The organism is Streptomyces niveus, assembly GCF_001723055.1.
Lineage (GTDB): Bacteria > Actinomycetota > Actinomycetes > Streptomycetales > Streptomycetaceae > Streptomyces > Streptomyces niveus.
The window spans coordinates 1-19733 of the sequence record NZ_MDCR01000151.1; the positions used below are offsets into that span (position 1 = coordinate 1).

A 19733-nucleotide genomic window follows, 5' to 3' on the forward strand; every position below is an offset into this window, starting at 1 on the left:
GGGTGGGGGGATGGGGGGGAGTGCTCGTCCAAGCACCCGTGATCCCGCATCTGTTGCTCTCGGGTCTGCTGTCTCGCCGGGGCGCGCCGTCGCACCGGAGATCAACATGTCCTGTACATCTCAGTGACCGTAACTCTGTTCGTCCGAGACGGAAAGCCCTTGCGCAGCAGTGAAGTTCAACTTTTTCCCGCCTCAGGACAAAGGTCGTCCGGGCATGCCTGACGGCCCGGCGGGGAACTTCCCCCGCCGGGCTCGTGTTGGGCTGTCCTACTCGCCGCCGCCGAACGCCGCGTCGAACGACGCGGTGGGCCGGTCGAAGTCGAAGCGCTTCAGATCGGCGAGCGCTTCGGGCGCTCCGGAGAGCCGGTCCATGCCGGCGTCCTCCCACTCGACCGAGATCGGGCCCTCGTAGTTGATCGCCCCCAGCATGCGGAAGACGTCCTCCCACGGCACGTCGCCGTGCCCGGCCGAGACGAAGTCCCAGCCGCGCCGCGGGTCGCCCCAGGGCAGGTGCGAACCGAGCCTGCCGTTGCGGCCGTCGAGACGCTTGCGCGCCTCCTTGCAGTCGACGTGGTAGATCCGGTCCCGGAAGTCGTAGAGGAATCCGGTCGGGTCCAGGTCCTGCCAGACGAAGTGGCTCGGGTCGAAGTTCAGCCCGAACGCGGGCCGGTGGTCGACCGCTTCGAGCGCCTGCTTCGTCGTCCAGTAGTCGTACGCGATCTCGCCCGGGTGGACCTCGTGGGCGTAGCGCACTCCCTCGGTGTCGAAGACGTCGAGGATCGGGTTCCACCGCTCCGCGAAGTCCTCGTAACCGCGCTCGATCATGCCGGGCGGCACCGGCGGGAACATCGCCAGCAGATGCCAGATGGACGAGCCGGTGAAGCCGATGACCGTGTTGACACCGAAGGCCGCCGCGGCGCGCGCGGTGTCCTTGATCTCGGCGGCGGCCCGCTGACGTACGCCCTCGGCCTCCCCGTCGCCCCAGATACGGGCCGGCAGGATGTTCTGGTGGCGCTCGTCGATGATGCTGTCGCAGACCGCCTGGCTGACCAGGTGGTTGGAGATCGCCCAGCACTTGAGGCCGTACTTGTCGAGCAGCTGGTGGCGGCTCTCCAGATAGCCGGGGTCGGAGAGTGCCTTGTCGACCTCGAAGTGGTCGCCCCAGCAGGCCAGTTCCAGACCGTCGTAACCGAAGTCACGGGCGAGCCGGCAGACCTCTTCCAGCGGCAGATCGGCCCACTGGCCGGTGAACAGCGTGAACGGGCGTGGCATACGGACCTTCCCTCAAGACGGGGTTCCGGACGGGGCCGGTACGGGAGTGTAGATGGCGTTCTTCTCCGCGCTGTCCTCCACGGCGGCCAGCACCCGCTGCACCTGGAGTCCGTCGGCGAAGGAGGGCGCGGGATCGGTTCCGGCGGCGATCGCCTCGACGAGATCCTTCGCCTGGTGCACGAACGTGTGCTCGTAGCCGAGCCCGTGGCCCGGCGGCCACCAGGCGTCCAGGTACGGGTGCTCGGACTCGGTGACCAGGATCCGCCGGAAGCCGGCGGTGACGGCGGGCTCCGACTGGTCGTGGAACGACAGCTCGTTGAGCCGCTCCAGATCGAAGGCGAGCGAACCGTGCTCGCCGTTGATCTCCAGGCGCAGCGCGTTCTTGCGTCCCGCCGCCATCCGGGTCGCCTCGAAGGACGCCAGCGCCCCCGAGGCGAGGCGTCCCGTGAACAGCGCGGCGTCGTCCACCGTGACCGGGCCCGTCTCCACGCCGCCGGTCGCCGAGAGACCGGCGGACGCCCCGGAGAGCAGCGGCCTCTCGCGTACGAAGGTCTCGATCATCGCCGAGACCCCGACCAGCGGCTCCCCCGCCAGGAACTGCGCGAGGTCCACGATGTGCGCGCCCAGGTCGCCGAGCGCCCCCGACCCCGCGTGCTCACGCTTGAGCCGCCAGGTGAGGGGGAACTCGGCGTCGACGAGCCAGTCCTGGAGGTAGGTGACCCGTACGTGCCTCAGCGCGCCGAGCCTCCCCTCCTCGATCAGCTTGCGGGCGTACGCGATGGCGGGCACGCGCCGGTAGTTGAAGCCCACCATGGCCAACTGGCCACGGGACCGGGCCGCTTCGGCGGCCCGGACCATGGCCTCGGCCTCGGCGACCGAGTTGGCCAGCGGCTTCTCGCACAGGACGTGCTTGCCCGCCTCCAGCGCGGCGATGGCGATCTCCGCGTGGCTGTCCCCCGGCGTGCAGATGTCGACCAGCTGCACGTCGTCACGCGCGATGAGGTCCCGCCAGTCGGTCTCCGCGGCGGCCCAGCCGAGCTTGTCGGCCGCCTTGGCAACGGCCGTCTCGTCGCGTCCGCAGATGGCGGCGAGGTGTGGCCGCATCGGCAGATCGAAGACATGTCCCGCCGTGCGCCAGCCCTGGGAGTGGGCGGCACCCATGAACGAGTATCCGATCATGCCGATACCGAGTGGCGGCGGTGCGCCGGCTTCCTTCTCCGACGCTTCCCTGCTGGTCATAAGGGAGTACTCCTCGTCTTGTCGCGCGTGTGGGGGTCAGGCCCTGGGGGAACGACGCCCCCTGGCAGGGCGGAGCCGGTCAGCTGAAGCCCTGGGGCAGGTACTCGTCGACGTTGTCCTTGTCGACGACCGCCGAGAACAGCGTGACCTGGGCCGGGATCTCCAGACCGGCGAGACCGCTGACACCCTTGCTCTGGCCGAGCGCGCGGGCGAGGTCGATAGCCGACGAGGCCATGATCGGCGGGTACAGCACGGTCGCCTTGAGCACGCTGTTGTCGGCCTTGATCGCGTCCATCGCCGACTTGGCGCCGGCGCCGCCGACCATCAGGAACCCGTCACGGCCCGCCTGGTCGATGGCGCGCAGCGCGCCGACACCCTGGTCGTCGTCGTGGTTCCACAGGGCGTCGAACTTGGACTGCGCCTGGAGCAGCTGGGCCATCTTGGCCTGGCCGGACTCGACGGTGAAGTCGGCCGCCTGGCGGGCGACCTTCTTGATGTTCGGGTAGTTCTTGAGCGCGTCGTCGAAGCCCTGGGTGCGCTGCTTGGTCAGCTCCAGGCTGTCGGGGCCCGACAGTTCGATGACGGTGGCGTTGGCCTTGTCCTTCAGCTTCTCGCCGATGTACTTGCCCGCGTTGACACCCATACCGTAGTTGTCACCGCCGACGTAGCAGCGGAACGCCTGCGGGTCGGCGAAGATCCGGTCCAGGTTGATGACGGGGATACCCGCGCGCATCGCCTTGAGACCGGCCTGGGTCAGCGCCTTGCCGTCGGCCGGCAGGATCACCAGGACGTCGACCTTCTTGTTGATCAGGGAGTCGATCTGGCCGATCTGCGCGGCGGTGTCGTTCGAGCCCTCGGTGATGTCGAGCGTGACGTCCGAGTACTTCTTGGCCTGCGCCCTGGCGTTCGCGTTGATCGCGGCCAGCCAGCCGTGGTCGGCCTGCGGGCCGGCGAAGCCGATGGTGACGGCCTTGCCGGGCTTGTCGTCGACCGGCTGCTCGTTGGCGGCGGGCTCGTCCTTCTTCTCGTTGCTGGTGCAGGCGGTGAGGAAGGCACCCGCGCCGATGGCGGCGGTGCCGAACAGAATGCCTCTGCGGCTCGTTTCTGGCATGACGGTTCGTCCCCTTCAGGAGAGCGTATGGAGCGCTGTGTCGGAAGCGGTGCTTGGGGAAGCGGTACGAGATCGGGCCTCGGGGATACGAGGTCAGCCCTCACCGTTGCGCGCCGTGCGGCGCTGGACCAGTACGGCGGCGACGATGATCGCGCCCTTGGCAATCTGCTGGACGTCGCTCTGGAGGTTGTTGAGAGCGAAGATGTTGGTGATCGTGGTGAAGATGAGGACACCGAGCACGGAGCCGACGATTGTGCCGCGACCGCCGCTGAGCAGCGTGCCGCCGATGATCGCCGCCGCGATGGCGTCGAGTTCGTAGAGGTTTCCGTTCGTGTTCTGTCCCGAGCCGGAGAGCACGATCAGCATGAAGGCCGCGATACCGCAGCACAGGCCGGAGAGCAGGTAGAGGTAGAGCCGCTGCCTGCGTACGTCGATGCCGGCGAGGCGGGTCGCCTCCGCGTTGCCGCCGACCGCGACGGTGCGCCGGCCGAAGGTGGTGCGGTTGAGCACCAGCCAGCCGATGACCGTCACCGCGGCGAAGATGATGACGAGCGGCGGGACGCCCAGGATGTAGGAGTCGCGGGAGCCGAGGTCGAGAACCGACTTCAACGTGACGACCTGCGTGTTGCCGTCGGTGATCTGGAGGGCCAGACCACGGGCGGACGCCATGATCGCGAGGGTCGCGATGAACGGTGCCATGCCGCCGTACGCGATCAGTACACCGTTGACCAGTCCACAGGCCAGACCCACGATGATCGCGGTGAACAGGATGCCGGCGAAGCCGTACTCCTGGGTGGCCAGGGTCGTCGCCCACACGGAGGCCAGGGCCACGATCGCGCCGACCGACAGGTCGATGCCGCCGCTGGTGATGACGAACGTCATGCCGACGGTGACGACACCGATGATCGACGCCTGGGTCAGCACCAGTTGGAGGTTGCTGGTGTCCAGGAACTGATCGGGCTTGGTGATGCCGCCGACGACTATCAGTGCGGCGAGCACGCCGAGCAGCGAGAGCGTGCGGAAGTCCAGCCGCAGACCGAGCGGCGGCCGGCTCGGGGATCCGCCCGGTGTCTTTCCGGCGGGCTTGGTCAGCGGTACGGCGTCGGCAACGGGTGCGGCCTCGGGCCCGCCCTGCTGCGCCTCAGAGGCAGGCTGTTTCATGGCGTCGGACTCCCTTCCATCACAAGGTCGAGTACACGGTGCTCGTCGAGCTCCTGGGCCGGTGACGTGTGGACGACACGGCCCTCCCGGAGCACCAGCACCCGGTCGGCGAGGCCAAGGACCTCGGGGACCTCGCTGGAGACGAGCAGTACGGCGAGGCCGTCGTCGGCCAGCCGGCGGATCACGGAGTAGAGCTCGGCGCGGGCGCCGACGTCCACGCCGCGGGTGGGTTCGTCGAGAAGCAGCACCCGGCAGCCGCGGAGCAGCCAGCGGGCGAGGACCGCCTTCTGCTGGTTGCCGCCGGACAGGGTGCGGATGATCGCGTCGGGGTTGTCGGGGCGCAGGGAGAGTTCCTGGGTGGCGGCCCTGGCGGCCTTGCGCTCGGCGGTGCTGTCGAGCCAGCCGGCGCGGGAGAACCGGGACATGGACGACACCGACACGTTGCGGGTGACCGACTCGATGAGCAGCAGGGCCTGTGCCTTGCGCTCCTCGGGTGCGAGGCCGAGTCCGGCGCGTACGGCGGCGCGTACGCTGCCGGGCTTCAGCTCCTGGCCGTCGACCAGGACCCGGCCGCCGGTGGGCTTGCGGGCGCCGAAGATGGTCTCCAGGATCTCGGAGCGGCCGGAGCCGACGAGACCCGCGAGGCCGACGATCTCGCCGGGCCGCAGTTCGAGGTCGACCGGTTCGAACTCCCCTTCCCTGGTGAGGCCTTCGGTCCGCAGCACGGGCTCGCCGCGCGGGGCGTCGGCGACCGCAGGCCGGTCGGGGAAGACGTACGCGACGTCCCGGCCGGTCATCAGGGCGACGACGTCGCTGGTGGGGGTCTCCTTGGCGGGAAGTCCCACGGCGACGGTGCGGCCGTCCTTGATGACGGTGACCCGGTCGCCGATCCGGCGGATCTCCTCCAGGCGGTGGGAGATGTAGATGACGGCGACACCGTCGGCGGTGAGGGTGTCGACGATCCGGAAGAGGTTGTCGACCTCGTCGGGGTCGAGCGCGGCCGACGGCTCGTCCATCACGATGAGGCGTACCTCGTGGGAGAGCGCGCGGGCCATGGAGACGATCTGCTGGTGCGCGGCGGAGAGGTCGCCGACGGGCCGGCCCGCGGGGATCTCGGGGTGGCCGAGGCGTGCGAGCAGCGCGGTGGCCGCGGCCCTGGCCTCGCCGCCCTTGACGATGAAGCCGGCGGAGGTCGGCTCGTGGCCGAGGAAGATGTTCTCGGCGACCGACAGGCCCTCGACCAGGTCGAGTTCCTGGTAAATGGTCGCGATGCCGAGCTTCATCGCCGCGATGGGTGACTTGAGCTGGACCTCTTCGCCGCGCCAGGTGATGACGCCGTCGTCGGGCTGGTGCGCGCCGGCGAGCACCTTGATGAGTGTGGACTTGCCGGCCCCGTTCTGGCCGAGCAGACAGTGGACTTCGCCTGCCTGGACCTCCAGGTCCACGCCGTCCAGGGCGCGGACGCCCGGGAACAGCTTGGTGATGCCGGACATGGTGAGCAGGTTGCCTTCGGGTGGTGCTGGTGCCATGGCGTATCCCCTCGGCGGATGCGGCCGGTGAGCGGGCGTGCGGGCGTGCGGAACAGGACGTACGGGTGGTGCGGGACGTGCGGCTCGTACGGATGGTGCGGCGCGCGCGGGTGGTGCGGTGGTGCCGTGGTGCGGCTCGCGCGGGTGGCGTCAGGAGGTGCGTGACGCCGTGACCGGTGATGCTTTTGTGATGCCTTTTGCTGTTATTTCGGTGGTGCGGGTGAAGCGTGTGCCGTACGGCTCGACGTCGGGGGTACCGGTGTCAGGCCGGGGAGAAGAGGTGGTCGCTGATGAGGCGGGCGGCGCCGGTGACTCCGGCGGTCGGCCCCAACTCCCCGAGCACGATGGGGAGGTTGCCGGTGGCCAGCGGAAGTGACTGGCGGTAGACCTGGGTGCGGACGCTGGCCAGCAGGGTGTGGCCGAGGCCGGTCACCCCGCCGCCGATCACGACGAGGCCCGGGTTGAAGAAGCTGACCAGTCCGGCGATGACCTGGCCGACCCGGTTGCCGCCCTCGCGGATGAGGTAGAGGGCGGTGGGGTCGCCTGCGGCGGCGGCCACGGCGACGTCGGCGGCGGTGAGCTTGCCGGATGCCTCCAGGCGCGCGGCGAGTTCGGCGGAGCGGCCCGTACGGGCGGCGTCCTCGGCGTCCCTGGCGAGCGCGGCACCGCTGAAGTGGGCTTCCAGACAGCCCCTGTTGCCGCAGACGCAGGCGCGTCCGTCGGGCTCGACCCGGATGTGGCCGATGTCGCCCGCGCTGCCGGTCGTCCCGCGGTAGACCTCGCCGCCGACGACGATGCCGCAGCCGATACCGGTGCCGATCTTGACGCAGAGGAAGTCGCCCACGGAGCGTGCGACACCCGCGTGCTGCTCGCCCATCGCCATCAGGTTCACGTCGTTGTCGACCATGACGGGGCAGCCGAGGTCCTGGCTGAGGGCCTCGCGTACGGGGAAGCCGTCCCAGCCGGGCATGATCGGGGGCGCGACCGGTACGCCTTCGGGGAAGCGGACGGGGCCGGGGACGCCGATGCCGGCGCCGTCGTACCCGTCGGCGAGTCCGGAGGCCTTGAGCTTGGCGGCCATCGCGAGCACCTGCTCGAAGACGGCGACGGGGCCCTCACGGACGTCCATGGGGTGGTTGACGTGGCCGAGCACTTCGAGTTCGGCGTTGGTGACGGCGACGTCGATGGACGTGGCGCCGATGTCGACACCGAGGAAGCGCAGGGCGGGCGCGAGCCGGATGTTGTGGGAGCGGCGGCCACCGCGCGAGGCGGCGAGTCCGTCGGCGACGACGAGTCCGGTCTCCAGCAGCCGGTCGACCTCGACGGCGAGCTTGGAGCGGGAGAGGTCGACCTGATCGCCGAGCTGGGCGCGGGAGTTGGGCCCACCGTCGCGCAAGAGCCGGAGCAGTCGCGCCTGATGAGCGTTCGCGGGTCGTGCGGTCATACGTCTCACGCGCCCCTCCCCGCCTCTCGGCTGTGTGTGTCGTCGCTCCGTCGGATGTCGTTTCGACGGGCTTTCGAGGGGAACGTAGCAGCGCTTTCCCCGAGTGGGAAGAAGTTGAGCAGGAATCCCTCCTAACTTTCTCCACAGTCAGGACAAAGGCGTTTAGGCATCCGCCGGGACCGGACACACGAAAGGCGCCCCCGTCGCTCGCCGGGGGCGCCTCACTCTTCATTCGCACATGTGCGAATCCGTCGGCCGGGGGTCGGACCCGAGTCGGGTTCGGGCCGGATTCAGGTGTCAGACCTGGGTGTCAGACCTGGGTGTCCCCGCGGTGGTGGTACGTGGTGCGCGTCTGCTCCGTGTGGGAGCGCATGACCTCCGTGGCGGCCCGCTCGTCCCGCGCGGAGATCGCCGCGATCAGTGCCCGGTGCTCGATCCAGGACTGCTTGCCGCGCTGTCGCGCCACCGGTGTGTAGTACCAGCGCACCCGGCGGTCCACCTGCGCCGCCAGCTCCGCCAGGACGACGTTCCCCGCCAGCTCCATCACCTTGGCGTGGAACGCGGCGTTCGTCGCGACCGTGAGGTCCACGTCGTCGTCGGCCACCGACTGCTCGCCCTTGGCGCAGAGCGCCTCCAGCGCCGCGATCCCGGCCGAGCCGGAATTCGCAGCCGCAAGCCTCGCCGCCTCGGCCTCCAGAAGCGTTCGGACCGAGAGCAGCTGGTCCGCCTCGGCCTCGGTCGGCTCATGGACGAACGCGCCCTGCGCGGGCCGCAGATCGACCCAGCCCTCGGTGTTCAGCCGTTGCAGCGCTTCGCGTACGGGCTGCCGGGAAACCCCGAGATGGCCGGCGAGTTCGCTCTCCACCAGATGCTGTCCTGGCCTGAGTTGGCGGACCGTGATGAGTTCGAGGAGTGCCTCGTAGACGCGCTCGCGCAGTGGACCAGGGCGTTCGAGCTTGGGCACTGAGCCTTGCGGCAGTCCTGCGGACAACATGCGGTCCCCCTCCTGGCTGATCTACACGGTAAAGATCTCGGCAACAGACAGCAACGATTGGCTATCGTCTACAGTCTACCGAGAACCGTAGCGGATCAGGGGCAGCGGATGACCTGTCCGGCGTAAGAGAGATTTCCGCCAAACCCGAAGAGCAGCGCCGGAGCGCCGGATTCCACCTCGCCGCGCTCCACCAGCTTGGACAGCGCCATCGGGATGGAGGCGGCGGAGGTGTTGCCCGAGTCCACGACGTCGCGGGCGATGACCGCGTTGACCGCGCCGATCTTCTGGGCGACGGGCTCGATGATCCGCAGGTTGGCCTGGTGCAGGACGACGGCGGCCAGGTCCTCGGGGGCGATGCCCGCGCGTTCGCAGACCTTGCGGGCGATCGGCGGGAGCTGGGTGGTGGCCCAGCGGTAGACGGACTGGCCCTCCTGCGCGAAGCGCGGCGGGGTGCCCTCGATGCGTACGGCGTTGCCCATCTCCGGCACGGAGCCCCAGAGCACCGGGCCGATACCCGGCTCCTCGCCGGGGCGCACGGCCTCGACGACCGCCGCGCCCGCGCCGTCGCCGAGCAGGACGCAGGTCGAGCGGTCGGTCCAGTCGGCGATGTCGGCCATCTTGTCGGCGCCGATGACCAGCGCGCGGGTCGCGGCCCCGGCCCGTACGGCGTGGTCGGCGGTGGCGAGCGCGTGGGTGAAGCCCGCGCAGACCACGTTGAGGTCCATCACGGCCGGAGAGCCCATGGCGAGCCGGGCGGCGACGCGCGCGGCCATGTTCGGCGACCGGTCGATCGCCGTGGAGGTGGCGACCAGGACGAGGTCGATGTCCGCCGGGGTGAGGCCGGCCGCGGCGAGCGCCTTCGCCGCCGCGTGCGCCGCCAGCTCGTCCACCGACTCGTCAGGCCCGCCCACGTGCCGCGTCTTGATGCCGACGCGGCTGGTGATCCACTCATCACTGGTGTCGACCATGCCCGCCAGGTCGTCGTTGGTGAGCACCTTGGCGGGCTGGTAGTGCCCGAGCGCGGCGATACGAGTGCCGGTCATGCCCGGGGGCCTCCTCTTCGGTCGACGTCAGGAGATCCCCAGTCTCGTCAGCGACTCACGAGTAAGGGGGCAGGCGACCCAACAGGATTCCCCGCCTCCTCTTGGAGACTCCGGATCATCCGGTGTCCTGGGGCCCGCCCGACGTCACCCGGAGTCACTTGGTGAAGAGCTGGGTGGCCTTCTGGACCAGTTCGTACAGACCGTACGCGAGCGGCACGCCCACCCAGAGCCAGGCGAAGACGATCAGCGGGGTTCGCCGGGACTCAGACACTGCGCTCCCGCTCTGTGGTGCTGTGCTCATCGGGGGTCTCCTTCCGCTGCGCGGGCTGCGCTGTTTCCGGCTTCGTACCGGGTGTGTTGGCCGGCAGATGGTGGCGCGGGTGTACGGGGCGGACCAGCTCGTTGGCCACGAAGCCGACGATCAGCAGGCCGATCATGACGGTCAGTGACAGTCCGTACAGTCCGGGTCCGCTCTTGCCCGCCTCCTCCTGGCTGTCGGCGACGCGGTTGACGATGAGCGGTCCGAGGACGCCGGCCGCCGACCAGGCGGTGAGCAGCCGGCCGTGGATCGCGCCGACCTGGTAGGTGCCGAACAGGTCCTTGAGGTACGCGGGGACGGTCGCGAAGCCGCCTCCGTAGAAGGAGAGGATCACCAGGGCGCAGACGATGAACAGCGGCTTGGACGAGTCGCCGAACTGCGCGATCAGCAGGTACATCAGGGCGCCGACGCCCAGGTAGAGGCGGTAGGTGTTCTTCCGGCCGATCACGTCCGAGGTGGACGACCAGCCGATCCGGCCCGCCATGTTGGCGGCCGACAGGAGCGCGACGAAACCGGCCGCGGCCGAGACGGAGACCGGCGTGTCGGTGTCGGCGAAGAAGTCGGTGATCATCGGGGCGGCCTTCTCCAGGATGCCGATGCCCGCGGTGACGTTCATACAGAGGACGATCCACAGCAGCCAGAACTGCGGTGTGCGCACGGCCGACCTGGCGGAGACCTGGGCGGTGGTGACGAGGGCGGAGGCGGGCGCCGCCGCCTTGGCCCGCGCCTTCGGTACCGAGTCGGGGCGCGGTACGCGGATCAGCAGGACGCCGAGCAGCATGAAGACCGCGTAGACCAGGCCGTGTACGAGGAAAGCCTTGGCGATGCCGTCGCCGGTGGCGCCGAACGACTCCAGCATCTGCGCGGACCACGGGGAGGCGATGAGCGCGCCGCCGCCGAAGCCCATGATCGCGATGCCGGTGGCCATGCCGGGCCGGTCGGGGAACCACTTGATCAGCGTCGAGACGGGCGAGATGTAGCCGATGCCCAGTCCGATGCCGCCGACGAAGCCGTAGCCGAAGACGATCAGCCAGAACTGTTCGGTCGCGGCGCCGAGCGCGGAGATCAGGAAGCCGGACGAGAAGCAGACGAGGGCGACGGTCATCGCCCAGCGCGGGCCGTTGCGTTCGACGAGTGTGCCGCCGAAGGCGGCGGACAGTCCGAGCATCACGATGCCCAGCTGGAAGGGGAGGGCGCTCTGGGTGCCGGAGAGGCCCAGAGCGGATTCCAGCGGCGGCTTGAACACGCTCCATGCGTAGGCCTGACCGATCGACAGGTGCACCGAGAGCGCTGCGGGGGGTACCAGCCAGCGGCTCCAGCCGACCGGGGCGAGAGGTGGGGTCATGGTCGCGAAGCCTAGGAACGCTCCGTACCGTTTGGGAAGATCTTTGACCGGTTCATGTCCCGGTCAAGTCGACCGTATGCCGACGACAGAAGTCTTGTCGGGCGTTATTCCATACTGTAGACAATATATCGTCGGCAAAGTATGTCCCTTTCGCTGATTCCGCGCTTCTCCCAACACCCTCAGAGCGAACGGAGAGCCCCACGGTGAAAGTCGCAGTCGTCGGCGCCGGTGCGATCGGCGCCTATGTCGGAGCCGCGCTCGATCGAGCAGGCGCCGAAGTCCATCTCATCGCCCGTGGACCGCACCTGGCGGCCATGAGGCAGCACGGAGTCCGGGTGCTGAGCCCGCGCGGCGATTGGACCGCACGGGTGCACGCCACCGACCGGCCGGCCGACATCGGCCCGGTCGACCATGTGTTCCTGGGTCTCAAGGCGAATTCGTACGCGGCGTGCGGGCCGCTCATCGCGCCTCTGCTCCAGGACCACACGGCGGTCATCGCCGCCCAGAACGGCATCCCCTGGTGGTACTTCCACCGGCACGGCGGCCCGCACGACGGCCGCCGTATCGAGAGCGTCGACCCCGGCGGCTCGGTCAGCGCCGTACTGCCCCCGGAGCGGGCCATCGGCTGTGTCGTCTACGCGGCGACGGAGCTGGAAGGGCCGGGCGTCGTACGGCACTTGGAGGGCACCCGGTTCTCCATCGGGGAGCCGGACCGGTCACTGTCGCCGCGTACGAAGGAGTTCAGCGAGGCCATGCGGGCGGGCGGGCTCAAGTGCCCGGTCGAGGCCGAACTGCGCGACGAGATCTGGATCAAGCTCCTCGGCAACATCTCCTTCAACCCGATCAGCGCGCTGACCCGCGCCACGATGCGGGAGATGTGCCAGCACCGCACCACCCGGGAGGTCATCGAGCTGATGATGACCGAGACGCTCCGGGTGGCCGAGGCGCTCGGCTGCCACCCCGACATCTCCGTCGAACGCCGGCTGGCCGGCGCGGAACGAGTCGGGGACCACCGGACCTCCACGCTCCAGGACCTGGAGAAGGGGAAGCCGATGGAGCTGGACGTGCTGCTCGCGGCCGTCGTCGAACTCGCCGCGATGTGCGACGTCGAGGTCCCGACGCTCCGCACGGTCGACGCGATCTCGGACCTGCTGGCCCGGGGCGTGGCCGCGTAGCGGTCCGGCAGGAGCGTCCGGCGGGGCGCGCCGGGTCCCCTGGTGCGCCCCGTCCCGACACAAAACCCCTACGCAAGGCTTCCACTTCCCGCGAGCCGTCGGGATACTGTATGCAATGGCGCGGCCACTAGCCATGACTCATGAGGGAGCGCAGCGTGAAAAGCAGCGCAAGAAGGCGAGATCGCACGCCGAAGACGTACGCCAGGCTCGAACACCCCCTGGTACGGGACGAGAAGGGCGGCCCCTTCCGGCAGGCGACCTGGGAAGAAGCACTTGACCGGGCGGCCGAGGGGCTGGGTGCCGCGCGCGGCGCGTTCGGCATGTTCTCGTGCGCACGGGCCACCAACGAGATGAACTACGTCGCGCAGAAGTTCGCGCGTGTGGTCATGGGCACCAACAACGTCGACTCCTGCAACAGGACGTGTCACGCCCCGAGCGTCGCCGGACTCTCCGCGGCCTTCGGATCCGGCGGCGGCACCTCCTCCTACGGAGAGGTCGAGCACACCGATCTGATCGTGATGTGGGGCTCCAACGCCCGCTTCGCGCACCCGATCTTCTTCCAGCACGTCCTCAAGGGCATCAGGAACGGCGCCCGGATGTACGCGGTCGACCCCCGGCGCACCAGCACCGCCGAGTGGGCCGAGAGCTGGATGGGACTCAACGTCGGTACGGACATCCCGCTCGCCCACGCCGTGGGCCGCGAGATCATCCACGCCGGCCTGCACAACACGGCGTTCATCGAGCAGGCCACCACCGGCTTCGAGGAGTACGCGGCCGAGGTCGAGCCGTGGACCCTGACCGTGGCCGAGAAGGTGACGGGCGTACCCGCCGCGGCGATCCGCGACCTCGCCCACGCCTACGCCCGCGCCGAGCGGGCCCAGTTGTGCTGGACGCTCGGCATCACCGAGCACCACAACGGCACGGACAACGTCCGCGCGCTGATCAACCTGTCGCTGCTGACCGGGCACGTCGGACGGTTCGGCTCCGGCGTCCAGCCGCTGCGCGGACAGAACAACGTGCAGGGCGGCGGCGACATGGGGGCCATCCCCAACCGGCTGCCGGGCTTCCAGGACATCCTCGAACCCGACGTACGGCGGAAGTTCGAGACCGCGTGGGACACCGTCATCCAGCCCCACTACGGCCTCAACCTGACCGACATGTTCGAGGCGATGGAGACCGGCGACCTCAGGGCCGTCTACTGCATCGGTGAGAACCCCGCGCAGTCCGAGGCCGACAGCGAACAGGCCGTCACCCGGATGAAGGCACTCGACTTCCTGGTGGTGCAGGACATCTTCCTCACCAAGACGGCCGAGCTGGCGGACGTGGTCCTGCCCGCCACCGCCGCCTGGTGCGAGACCGACGGCACCAGCACCAACAGCGAACGCCGGGTCCAGCGCGTACGCAAGGCACTCGACCCGCCGGGCGAGGCGCGCGAGGACATCGACATCATCTGCGACCTGGCCACCCGCCTCGGGCACCCGTGGAAGTTCGCGGACGCCGAGACGGTCTGGAACGAGCTGCGCTCACTGTCCCCCGACCACTACGGAATGACGTACGACCGGCTGACCGAGCACCACGGCATCCAGTGGCCGTGCCCCGACACCGAGCGCATCGAACCCACGTATCTGCACGGCAGGTTGTGGGAGGCGGACCCCGCCAAGCGCGGCAGGCTCGCCCCGTTCGGCATCGTCAAGCACGACCCGCCGGTGGACCTGACGGACGATCAGTACCCGATCAGGCTCACCACGGGGCGGCGGCTCGACTCGTACAACACCGGTGTGCAGAGCGGCAGTTTCGCCTCCCCGCTGCGCCGCGGCGAGTATCTGGAGCTGTGCCCGGAGGACGCGGAGCTGTACGGCGTCGAGGTCGGCGAGGAGGTCCAGATCTCCTCACGGCGCGGCAGCGTGCGGGCGCCCGTGTGGATCGACCCGGGGCTGCGTCCCGGGCTGGCCTTCATGACCATGCATTTCCCGGACGAGGTGGACACCAACCAGCTGACGATCGAGGCGAACTGCCCGATCGCCGGTACCGCCGAGTTCAAGGCCTCGGCCATCCGCATCGACAAGTTGCCCGGATACGTGACAGAGATGTCCGCGACAGCGGCGAGGAGCTGAGAATCAGTGGATCTGCACTTCGGTGACAGCGCACCGACGGACGAGGAACGGGCCGCGGTCGACTCACTGCTCGGCCCCGCCACGTCGGCGTGGGAAGGCGCGGAAAACCGCTCGGACGCGGATCTGCGCTGGGCCCGCGGAGGTCGCGAGGCACGCGAACGGCGCGACCTGCTGTTGCCGGGGCTGCACGCCGTCAACGACCGGGTGGGCTGGATCAGCGAGGGCGCGCTCGCCTACCTCTGCCGGCGGCTCACGGTGCCGCCGGCGGAGGCGTACGGCGTGGCCACGTTCTACGCGATGTTCGCCCTCAAGCCCCGGCCCGCCAAGGTGCTGCACGTCTGTACCGACCTGGCGTGCGCGGCGAAGGGTTCCGCACAGGTCTGCGCGGACCTGGAGGAACGCGTCGGGGCGCCGGGCGCGGCGGCGGAGGGGTTCGCCTGGCAGTCGAGCCCGTGCCTGGGGCTGTGCGAACGGGCCCCGGCGGCACTGGTGTTGCAGGCGGGCACCCCGTACGACACGGTGCCCGCGCAGCGCGACCCCCGGCTGAGGGACGTCGGCGCGTCGGCGCGGGCCACCGGCCAGGACCGGCCGGACGAGGGGCCGGACGACGGCGGGACCACCCCCGTCCGGGCGGACCCCGCCGCGAACGGCGCCGTGGTCAGGCCGCTGCGGCCGGTGGTCGACGGGGCTACGGCCGAACCGGCCCCCCGGCGGCAGGCGTTCGCCGTCGTGGCACCGGCCACCGCCGACGCGCTGGTCGACGCCGCCACGGCCCCGGAGGACGCCCCCGACGAGCCCTCCGCGGCGCTGGCCGTACCGCAGGCCGGACAGGAGGGCCTGATCCTGCTGCGACGGGTCGGCGTCGTCGACCCGTACAGCATCGACGACTACCGCTCGCACGGCGGATACACCGCCCTGCGGACGGCGTTCGACATCGGACCCGCCGGAGTGATCCGCGAGGTCACCGACGCCGGACTGCTCGGCCGGGGCGGCGCGGCCTTCCCCACCGGGCGCAAATGGCAGGCCACCGCGTCCCAGCCCGACCGGCCGCACTATCTGGTCTGCAACGCCGACGAGTCCGAGCCCGGCACCTTCAAGGACCGGGTCATCATGGAGGGCGACCCGTTCGCCCTGATCGAGGCCATGACCATCGCCGGGTACGCCACCGGCGCCCATGTCGGCTACCTGTATCTGCGCGGCGAGTACCCGCGCGCCCTGCGCCGGCTGGAGAACGCCCTCACCCAGGCCCGGCTGCGCGGCTTCCTCGGTGACGACGTCCTCGGCCAGGGGTACGCCTTCGACATCGAGATCCGCCGGGGCGCGGGCGCGTACATCTGCGGCGAGGAGACCGCCCTCTTCAACTCCATCGAGGGCTTCCGCGGCGAACCGCGCTCCAAGCCGCCGTTCCCGGTGGAGAAAGGGCTGTTCGGCAAGCCGACGGCCGCCAACAACGTCGAGACGCTGATCAACGTCCTGCCCATCCTGACGATGGGCGCCGAGGCGTACGCGGCGATCGGCACCGAGAACTCCACCGGACCCAAGCTCTTCTGCGTCTCGGGCAACGTCGAACGCCCCGGCATCTACGAGCTGCCGTTCGGCGCCACGCTCGGCGACCTCCTCGACCTCGCGGGCACCCCGACCGACATCCGGGCGATCCTGCTCGGCGGCGCGGCGGGCGGTTTCGTACGGCCCGACGAGCGGGACATCCCGCTCACCTTCGAGGGCACCAGGGCCGCCGGCACCACCCTCGGCTCCGGCGTGATCCTCGTCATGGACGACACCGTCGGACTGCCCCGGACGCTGCTGCGCATCGCCGAGTTCTTCCGCGACGAGTCCTGCGGCCAATGCGTGCCCTGCCGGGTCGGCACCGTCCGCCAGGAAGAGGCGCTGCACCGCATCAAGGACCGTACGGGCGCCGAGGCGTCCAACGACATCGCGCTGCTGCGCGAGGTCGGACAGACCATGCGCGACGCCTCCATCTGCGGTCTGGGACAGACCGCGTGGAACGCCGTCGAGTCCGCCATCGACCGTCTGGGGGCCTACAAGTGACCGCCATACCTCTTCAACTGCCGCGACGTCTGCTGGAGTTCACCCTCGACGGTGAGCCCACCCGGGTCCCCGAAGGCGCCACGATCCTGGACGCCTGCCGGGCCGCCGGCAAGGACATCCCGACGCTCTGCGAGGGCGACACACTCACGCCGAAGAACGCGTGCCGGGTCTGCGTCGTGGAGGTCGAGGGCGCCCGTACGCTCGCCCCCGCGTGCTCACGGCGTGCGGAAGCGGGGATGAAGGTCCTCACGGACTCGGAGCGCGCCCGGACCAGCCGCAAGGTCGTCCTGGAACTGCTCGCGTCGTCCACCGACCTGTCCACGACGCCGCGCGCGGCCGAGTGGATCAAGGAGTACGAGGCCAAGCCCGACCGGTTCGGTCCCGACGCCGCGCGGGTCAACGAGACACCGAAGATCGACAACGACCTCTACGTGCGCGACCTCGACAAATGCATCCTCTGCTACAAGTGCGTCGACGCCTGCGGCGAGCAGTGGCAGAACACCTTCGCCATCTCGGTCGCCGGGCGCGGCTTCGACGCCCGGATCTCCACCGAGCACGCCGTGGCGCTCCCCGAATCGGCGTGCGTCTACTGCGGCAACTGCATCGAGGTCTGCCCCACGGGCGCGCTCAGCTTCAAGTCGGAGTTCGACATGCGCGAGGCGGGGACCTGGGACGAGTCGGCGCAGACCGAGACCACGACGATCTGCGCGTACTGCGGCGTGGGCTGCAACCTCACCCTGCACGTGCAGGAGAATGAGATCGTCAAGGTCACCTCACCGCACGACAACCCGGTGACCCACGGCAACCTGTGCATCAAGGGCCGCTTCGGCTACCAGCACGCGCAGCAGCGCTAGTACGGCCAGAGCGCGACCGAGCGAGGAACGGGGAGGATCATCATGGGACGCGTCACCGAGCGCCGCCGCACCATCCGCATCAGGGACGGTGCCGTCACCACCCGCCCCGACACCCTCGTCGCCGAGGAACCGATGGAGATCCGGCTGAACGGCAAGCCGCTCGCCATCACCATGCGCACCCCCGGCGACGACTTCGCGCTCGCCGCCGGATTCCTCGTCAGCGAGGGCGTCCTCGGCTCGGCCGACGACGTCCGGTCGATCGTGTACTGCGCCGGGGCGACGGACGACGGCAGCAACACGTACAACGTGGTCGACGTCCAGCTGGCGCCCGGCGTACCGATGCCGGACATCAACCTGGAACGCAACGTCTACACCACGTCCTCGTGCGGTCTGTGCGGCAAGGCCAGCCTGGACGCCGTACGCACCACGGCGCGCTTCCCGATCTCCGACACTCCCCCGGTCCGGGTCGAACCGGCACTGCTGTCCGACCTCCCCGACCGGTTGCGGGCGGCACAGCGGGTCTTCGACCGGACCGGGGGTCTGCACGCGGCGGCCCTGTTCTCCGAGGACGGTGAACTGCTCGACATCCGGGAGGACGTCGGCCGCCACAACGCGGTCGACAAGCTCGTCGGACGGGCGCTCCAGCAGGGGCTGCTGCCGCTGTCGCGGGTGATCCTGCTGGTGTCCGGGCGCGCGTCGTTCGAACTCGCCCAGAAGGCGGTGATGGCCGGAATCCCGGTCCTGGCGGCGGTCTCCGCACCGTCGTCACTCGCCGTCGACCTCGCCGCGGAGACCGGGCTCACCCTGGTCGGGTTCCTCCGCGGCCCCTCCATGAACGTGTATGCCGGCGACGAGCGCATCGCCCTCCACAGCGAGGTGTGACGCGCTGCCGCGGCACGGGATACACGGGATAAGGACCCGGCCGGCGGGGAGCGCCCCCTGCGCCGGCCGGGTCTTGCCCCCCTTTTAGGGGGCTCGGTTCGCCTCCGGCCGCTTAAAGCCGCTGTCGACGGTCGACCGTGCTCGGTCCGCTCGTTCCTCACGGACCTGTGCGCGCTCTGGCTTTCGACAGCGGCGCGCCCTTCGGCTCACTCGCCAGGTGCCCGCATGCGGCCGTCCGAATCGTTCACGCGTCGGCGGTGCGGGGCTCGGCCAACTCCACGTCGGCCGACTGCCGTTCACCGGAGGGCGGCTCATCCGGCAGGGGGTCCAGGGCGCGGCGCTTGGCGATCACCGCGCAGACCAGCAGTTGCAGCATGTGGAACAGCATCAGCGGCATGACCGCGAGGCTCGCCTCCGCGCCGAACAGCACGCTCGCCATCGGGAGCCCCGCCGCGAGGCTCTTCTTCGAGCCGGCGAACTGGATCGCGACCCGGTCCGCCCGGTCGAAGCCCAGCCGCCGCGCCCCGTACCAGGTGATGGTCAGCATCGCCGCGAGCAGCACGACCTCGACCGCGAACAGCGCGCCGAGCCGCCCCGGGGTCACCTGGTTCCAGATGCCCGCGACCATGCCCTGGCTGAAGGCCGTGTAGACGACCAGCAGGATCGAGCCACGGTCCACCCGGCCCAGCAGCGCGCGGTGCCGGGCGAGGAAACCGCCCACCCAGCGCCGTAGCAACTGCCCGGCCACGAACGGCAGCAGCAGTTGCGCCACGATCCGCAGCAGCGAGTCGGGTGAGAAGCCGTTCGCGCCGCCGCCGAGCAGGAGGGCGGCCAGCAGCGGGGTGACCACGATGCCCGCGATGCTGGAGAAGGATCCGGCGCAGATCGCCGCGGGCACGTTGCCCCGTGCCATGGAGGTGAACGCGATGGACGACTGGATCGTGGAGGGCACCAGGCAGAGGAAGAGCAGCCCGCTGTACAGCTCCGGGGTGAGCACGAACGGCACCAGCCCGCGCGTCGCCAGTCCCAGCAGCGGGAAGACGAGGAACGTGCAGGCCAGGACGGTCAGATGGAGCCGCCAGCTCTTGAGTCCCGCCACCGCCTCGCGGGTCGAGAGCCGGGCGCCGTAGAGGAAGAAGAGCAGCGCGACCGCGCCGGTCGAAGCCCCGCCCGCGACGTCCGCCGCGGTGCCGGACGCGGGC

General features: G+C 70.0%; 16 protein-coding genes. 5 read left to right on the top strand and 11 right to left on the bottom strand.

Annotated elements, in window-relative coordinates; translation table 11 throughout:
• Window positions 1–267: 267 nt before the first annotated feature.
• The 10 genes from BHU15_RS18870 to BHU15_RS18910 form a co-directional block, all read right to left on the bottom strand.
• Window positions 268–1272, bottom strand: coding sequence for a sugar phosphate isomerase/epimerase family protein (locus tag BHU15_RS18870; RefSeq protein ID WP_023537404.1), 1005 nt, complete (start codon window positions 1270–1272; stop codon window positions 268–270).
• A gap of 12 nt (window positions 1273–1284) precedes the next feature.
• Complete coding sequence (locus BHU15_RS18875) at window positions 1285–2511, bottom strand: Gfo/Idh/MocA family protein (RefSeq protein ID WP_023537405.1); 1227 nt, start codon at window positions 2509–2511, stop codon at window positions 1285–1287.
• A 79-nt stretch (window positions 2512–2590) separates the two neighbouring features.
• Window positions 2591–3622 carry a substrate-binding domain-containing protein gene (locus tag BHU15_RS18880; protein ID WP_069628256.1) on the bottom strand — a complete coding sequence of 344 codons (1032 nt, stop codon included), beginning with the start codon at window positions 3620–3622 and terminating at the stop codon, window positions 2591–2593.
• Window positions 3623–3715: 93 nt separating this feature from the next.
• Window positions 3716–4783, bottom strand: coding sequence for an ABC transporter permease (locus tag BHU15_RS18885; RefSeq protein ID WP_069628257.1), 1068 nt, complete (start codon window positions 4781–4783; stop codon window positions 3716–3718).
• Entirely contained in the window at window positions 4780–6312 is a 1533-nt protein-coding gene (locus BHU15_RS18890; protein WP_069628258.1) for a sugar ABC transporter ATP-binding protein, read from the bottom strand. The genes BHU15_RS18885 and BHU15_RS18890 overlap by 4 nt, the downstream gene beginning before the upstream one ends.
• 262 nt (window positions 6313–6574) lie before the next feature.
• Entirely contained in the window at window positions 6575–7756 is a 1182-nt protein-coding gene (locus BHU15_RS18895; protein WP_023537409.1) for an ROK family transcriptional regulator, read from the bottom strand.
• 310 nt (window positions 7757–8066) lie between these two features.
• On the bottom strand, window positions 8067–8750 hold the full coding sequence (locus BHU15_RS18900; RefSeq protein ID WP_078494123.1) for a GntR family transcriptional regulator: 684 nt from the start codon (window positions 8748–8750) through the stop codon (window positions 8067–8069).
• Window positions 8751–8845: 95 nt separating this feature from the next.
• A complete protein-coding gene (locus tag BHU15_RS18905; RefSeq protein WP_069628259.1) occupies window positions 8846–9793 on the bottom strand; it encodes a beta-ketoacyl-ACP synthase III in 948 nt (315 codons plus the stop codon).
• Between the two features lie 154 nt (window positions 9794–9947).
• A complete protein-coding gene (locus BHU15_RS42290; protein WP_023537413.1) occupies window positions 9948–10064 on the bottom strand; it encodes an MFS transporter small subunit in 117 nt (38 codons plus the stop codon).
• Window positions 10057–11457, bottom strand: coding sequence for an L-lactate MFS transporter (locus BHU15_RS18910; protein WP_069628260.1), 1401 nt, complete (start codon window positions 11455–11457; stop codon window positions 10057–10059). Before BHU15_RS18910 ends, BHU15_RS42290 begins: the two co-directional genes overlap by 8 nt.
• A 203-nt stretch (window positions 11458–11660) precedes the next feature.
• On the opposite strand from BHU15_RS18910, the gene BHU15_RS18915 reads away from it, so the two are divergent.
• From BHU15_RS18915 to fdhD, 5 genes are all read left to right on the top strand, one after another.
• A complete protein-coding gene (locus BHU15_RS18915; RefSeq protein WP_069628261.1) occupies window positions 11661–12632 on the top strand; it encodes a 2-dehydropantoate 2-reductase in 972 nt (323 codons plus the stop codon).
• Between the two features lie 155 nt (window positions 12633–12787).
• The gene (locus BHU15_RS18920) at window positions 12788–14746 is read left to right on the top strand and encodes a molybdopterin oxidoreductase family protein (protein WP_438284968.1); all 1959 of its coding nucleotides are present in this window, start codon (window positions 12788–12790) and stop codon (window positions 14744–14746) included.
• A 6-nt stretch (window positions 14747–14752) separates the two neighbouring features.
• A complete protein-coding gene (locus BHU15_RS18925) occupies window positions 14753–16795 on the top strand; it encodes an NAD(P)H-dependent oxidoreductase subunit E (RefSeq protein ID WP_069628263.1) in 2043 nt (680 codons plus the stop codon).
• The gene (locus tag BHU15_RS18930; RefSeq protein WP_023537418.1) at window positions 16792–17649 is read left to right on the top strand and encodes a 2Fe-2S iron-sulfur cluster-binding protein; all 858 of its coding nucleotides are present in this window, start codon (window positions 16792–16794) and stop codon (window positions 17647–17649) included. Before BHU15_RS18925 ends, BHU15_RS18930 begins: the two co-directional genes overlap by 4 nt.
• Window positions 17650–17691: 42 nt before the next feature.
• The gene (gene fdhD, locus BHU15_RS18935; protein ID WP_023537419.1) at window positions 17692–18531 is read left to right on the top strand and encodes a formate dehydrogenase accessory sulfurtransferase FdhD; all 840 of its coding nucleotides are present in this window, start codon (window positions 17692–17694) and stop codon (window positions 18529–18531) included.
• Between the two features lie 244 nt (window positions 18532–18775).
• Here fdhD and BHU15_RS18940 read toward each other — a convergent pair.
• A partial coding sequence (locus tag BHU15_RS18940; protein WP_069628264.1) for a bile acid:sodium symporter family protein occupies window positions 18776–19733 on the bottom strand: 958 nt, incomplete at its 5' end.

What these genes read in the sequence shown, in the direction of transcription:
- BHU15_RS18905 (WP_069628259.1), bottom strand. Translation starts at nt 9,793, where the DNA reads ATGACCGGCACTCGTATCGCCGCGCTCGGGCACTACCAGCCCGCCAAG.
- BHU15_RS18895 (WP_023537409.1), bottom strand. Translation starts at nt 7,756, where the DNA reads ATGACCGCACGACCCGCGAACGCTCATCAGGCGCGACTGCTCCGGCTC.
- BHU15_RS18880 (WP_069628256.1), bottom strand. Translation starts at nt 3,622, where the DNA reads ATGCCAGAAACGAGCCGCAGAGGCATTCTGTTCGGCACCGCCGCCATC.
- BHU15_RS18885 (WP_069628257.1), bottom strand. Translation starts at nt 4,783, where the DNA reads ATGAAACAGCCTGCCTCTGAGGCGCAGCAGGGCGGGCCCGAGGCCGCA.
- BHU15_RS18900 (WP_078494123.1), bottom strand. Translation starts at nt 8,750, where the DNA reads ATGTTGTCCGCAGGACTGCCGCAAGGCTCAGTGCCCAAGCTCGAACGC.
- BHU15_RS18870 (WP_023537404.1), bottom strand. Translation starts at nt 1,272, where the DNA reads ATGCCACGCCCGTTCACGCTGTTCACCGGCCAGTGGGCCGATCTGCCG.
- BHU15_RS18875 (WP_023537405.1), bottom strand. Translation starts at nt 2,511, where the DNA reads ATGACCAGCAGGGAAGCGTCGGAGAAGGAAGCCGGCGCACCGCCGCCA.
- BHU15_RS18890 (WP_069628258.1), bottom strand. Translation starts at nt 6,312, where the DNA reads ATGGCACCAGCACCACCCGAAGGCAACCTGCTCACCATGTCCGGCATC.
- BHU15_RS18910 (WP_069628260.1), bottom strand. Translation starts at nt 11,457, where the DNA reads ATGACCCCACCTCTCGCCCCGGTCGGCTGGAGCCGCTGGCTGGTACCC.
- fdhD (WP_023537419.1), top strand. Translation starts at nt 17,692, where the DNA reads ATGGGACGCGTCACCGAGCGCCGCCGCACCATCCGCATCAGGGACGGT.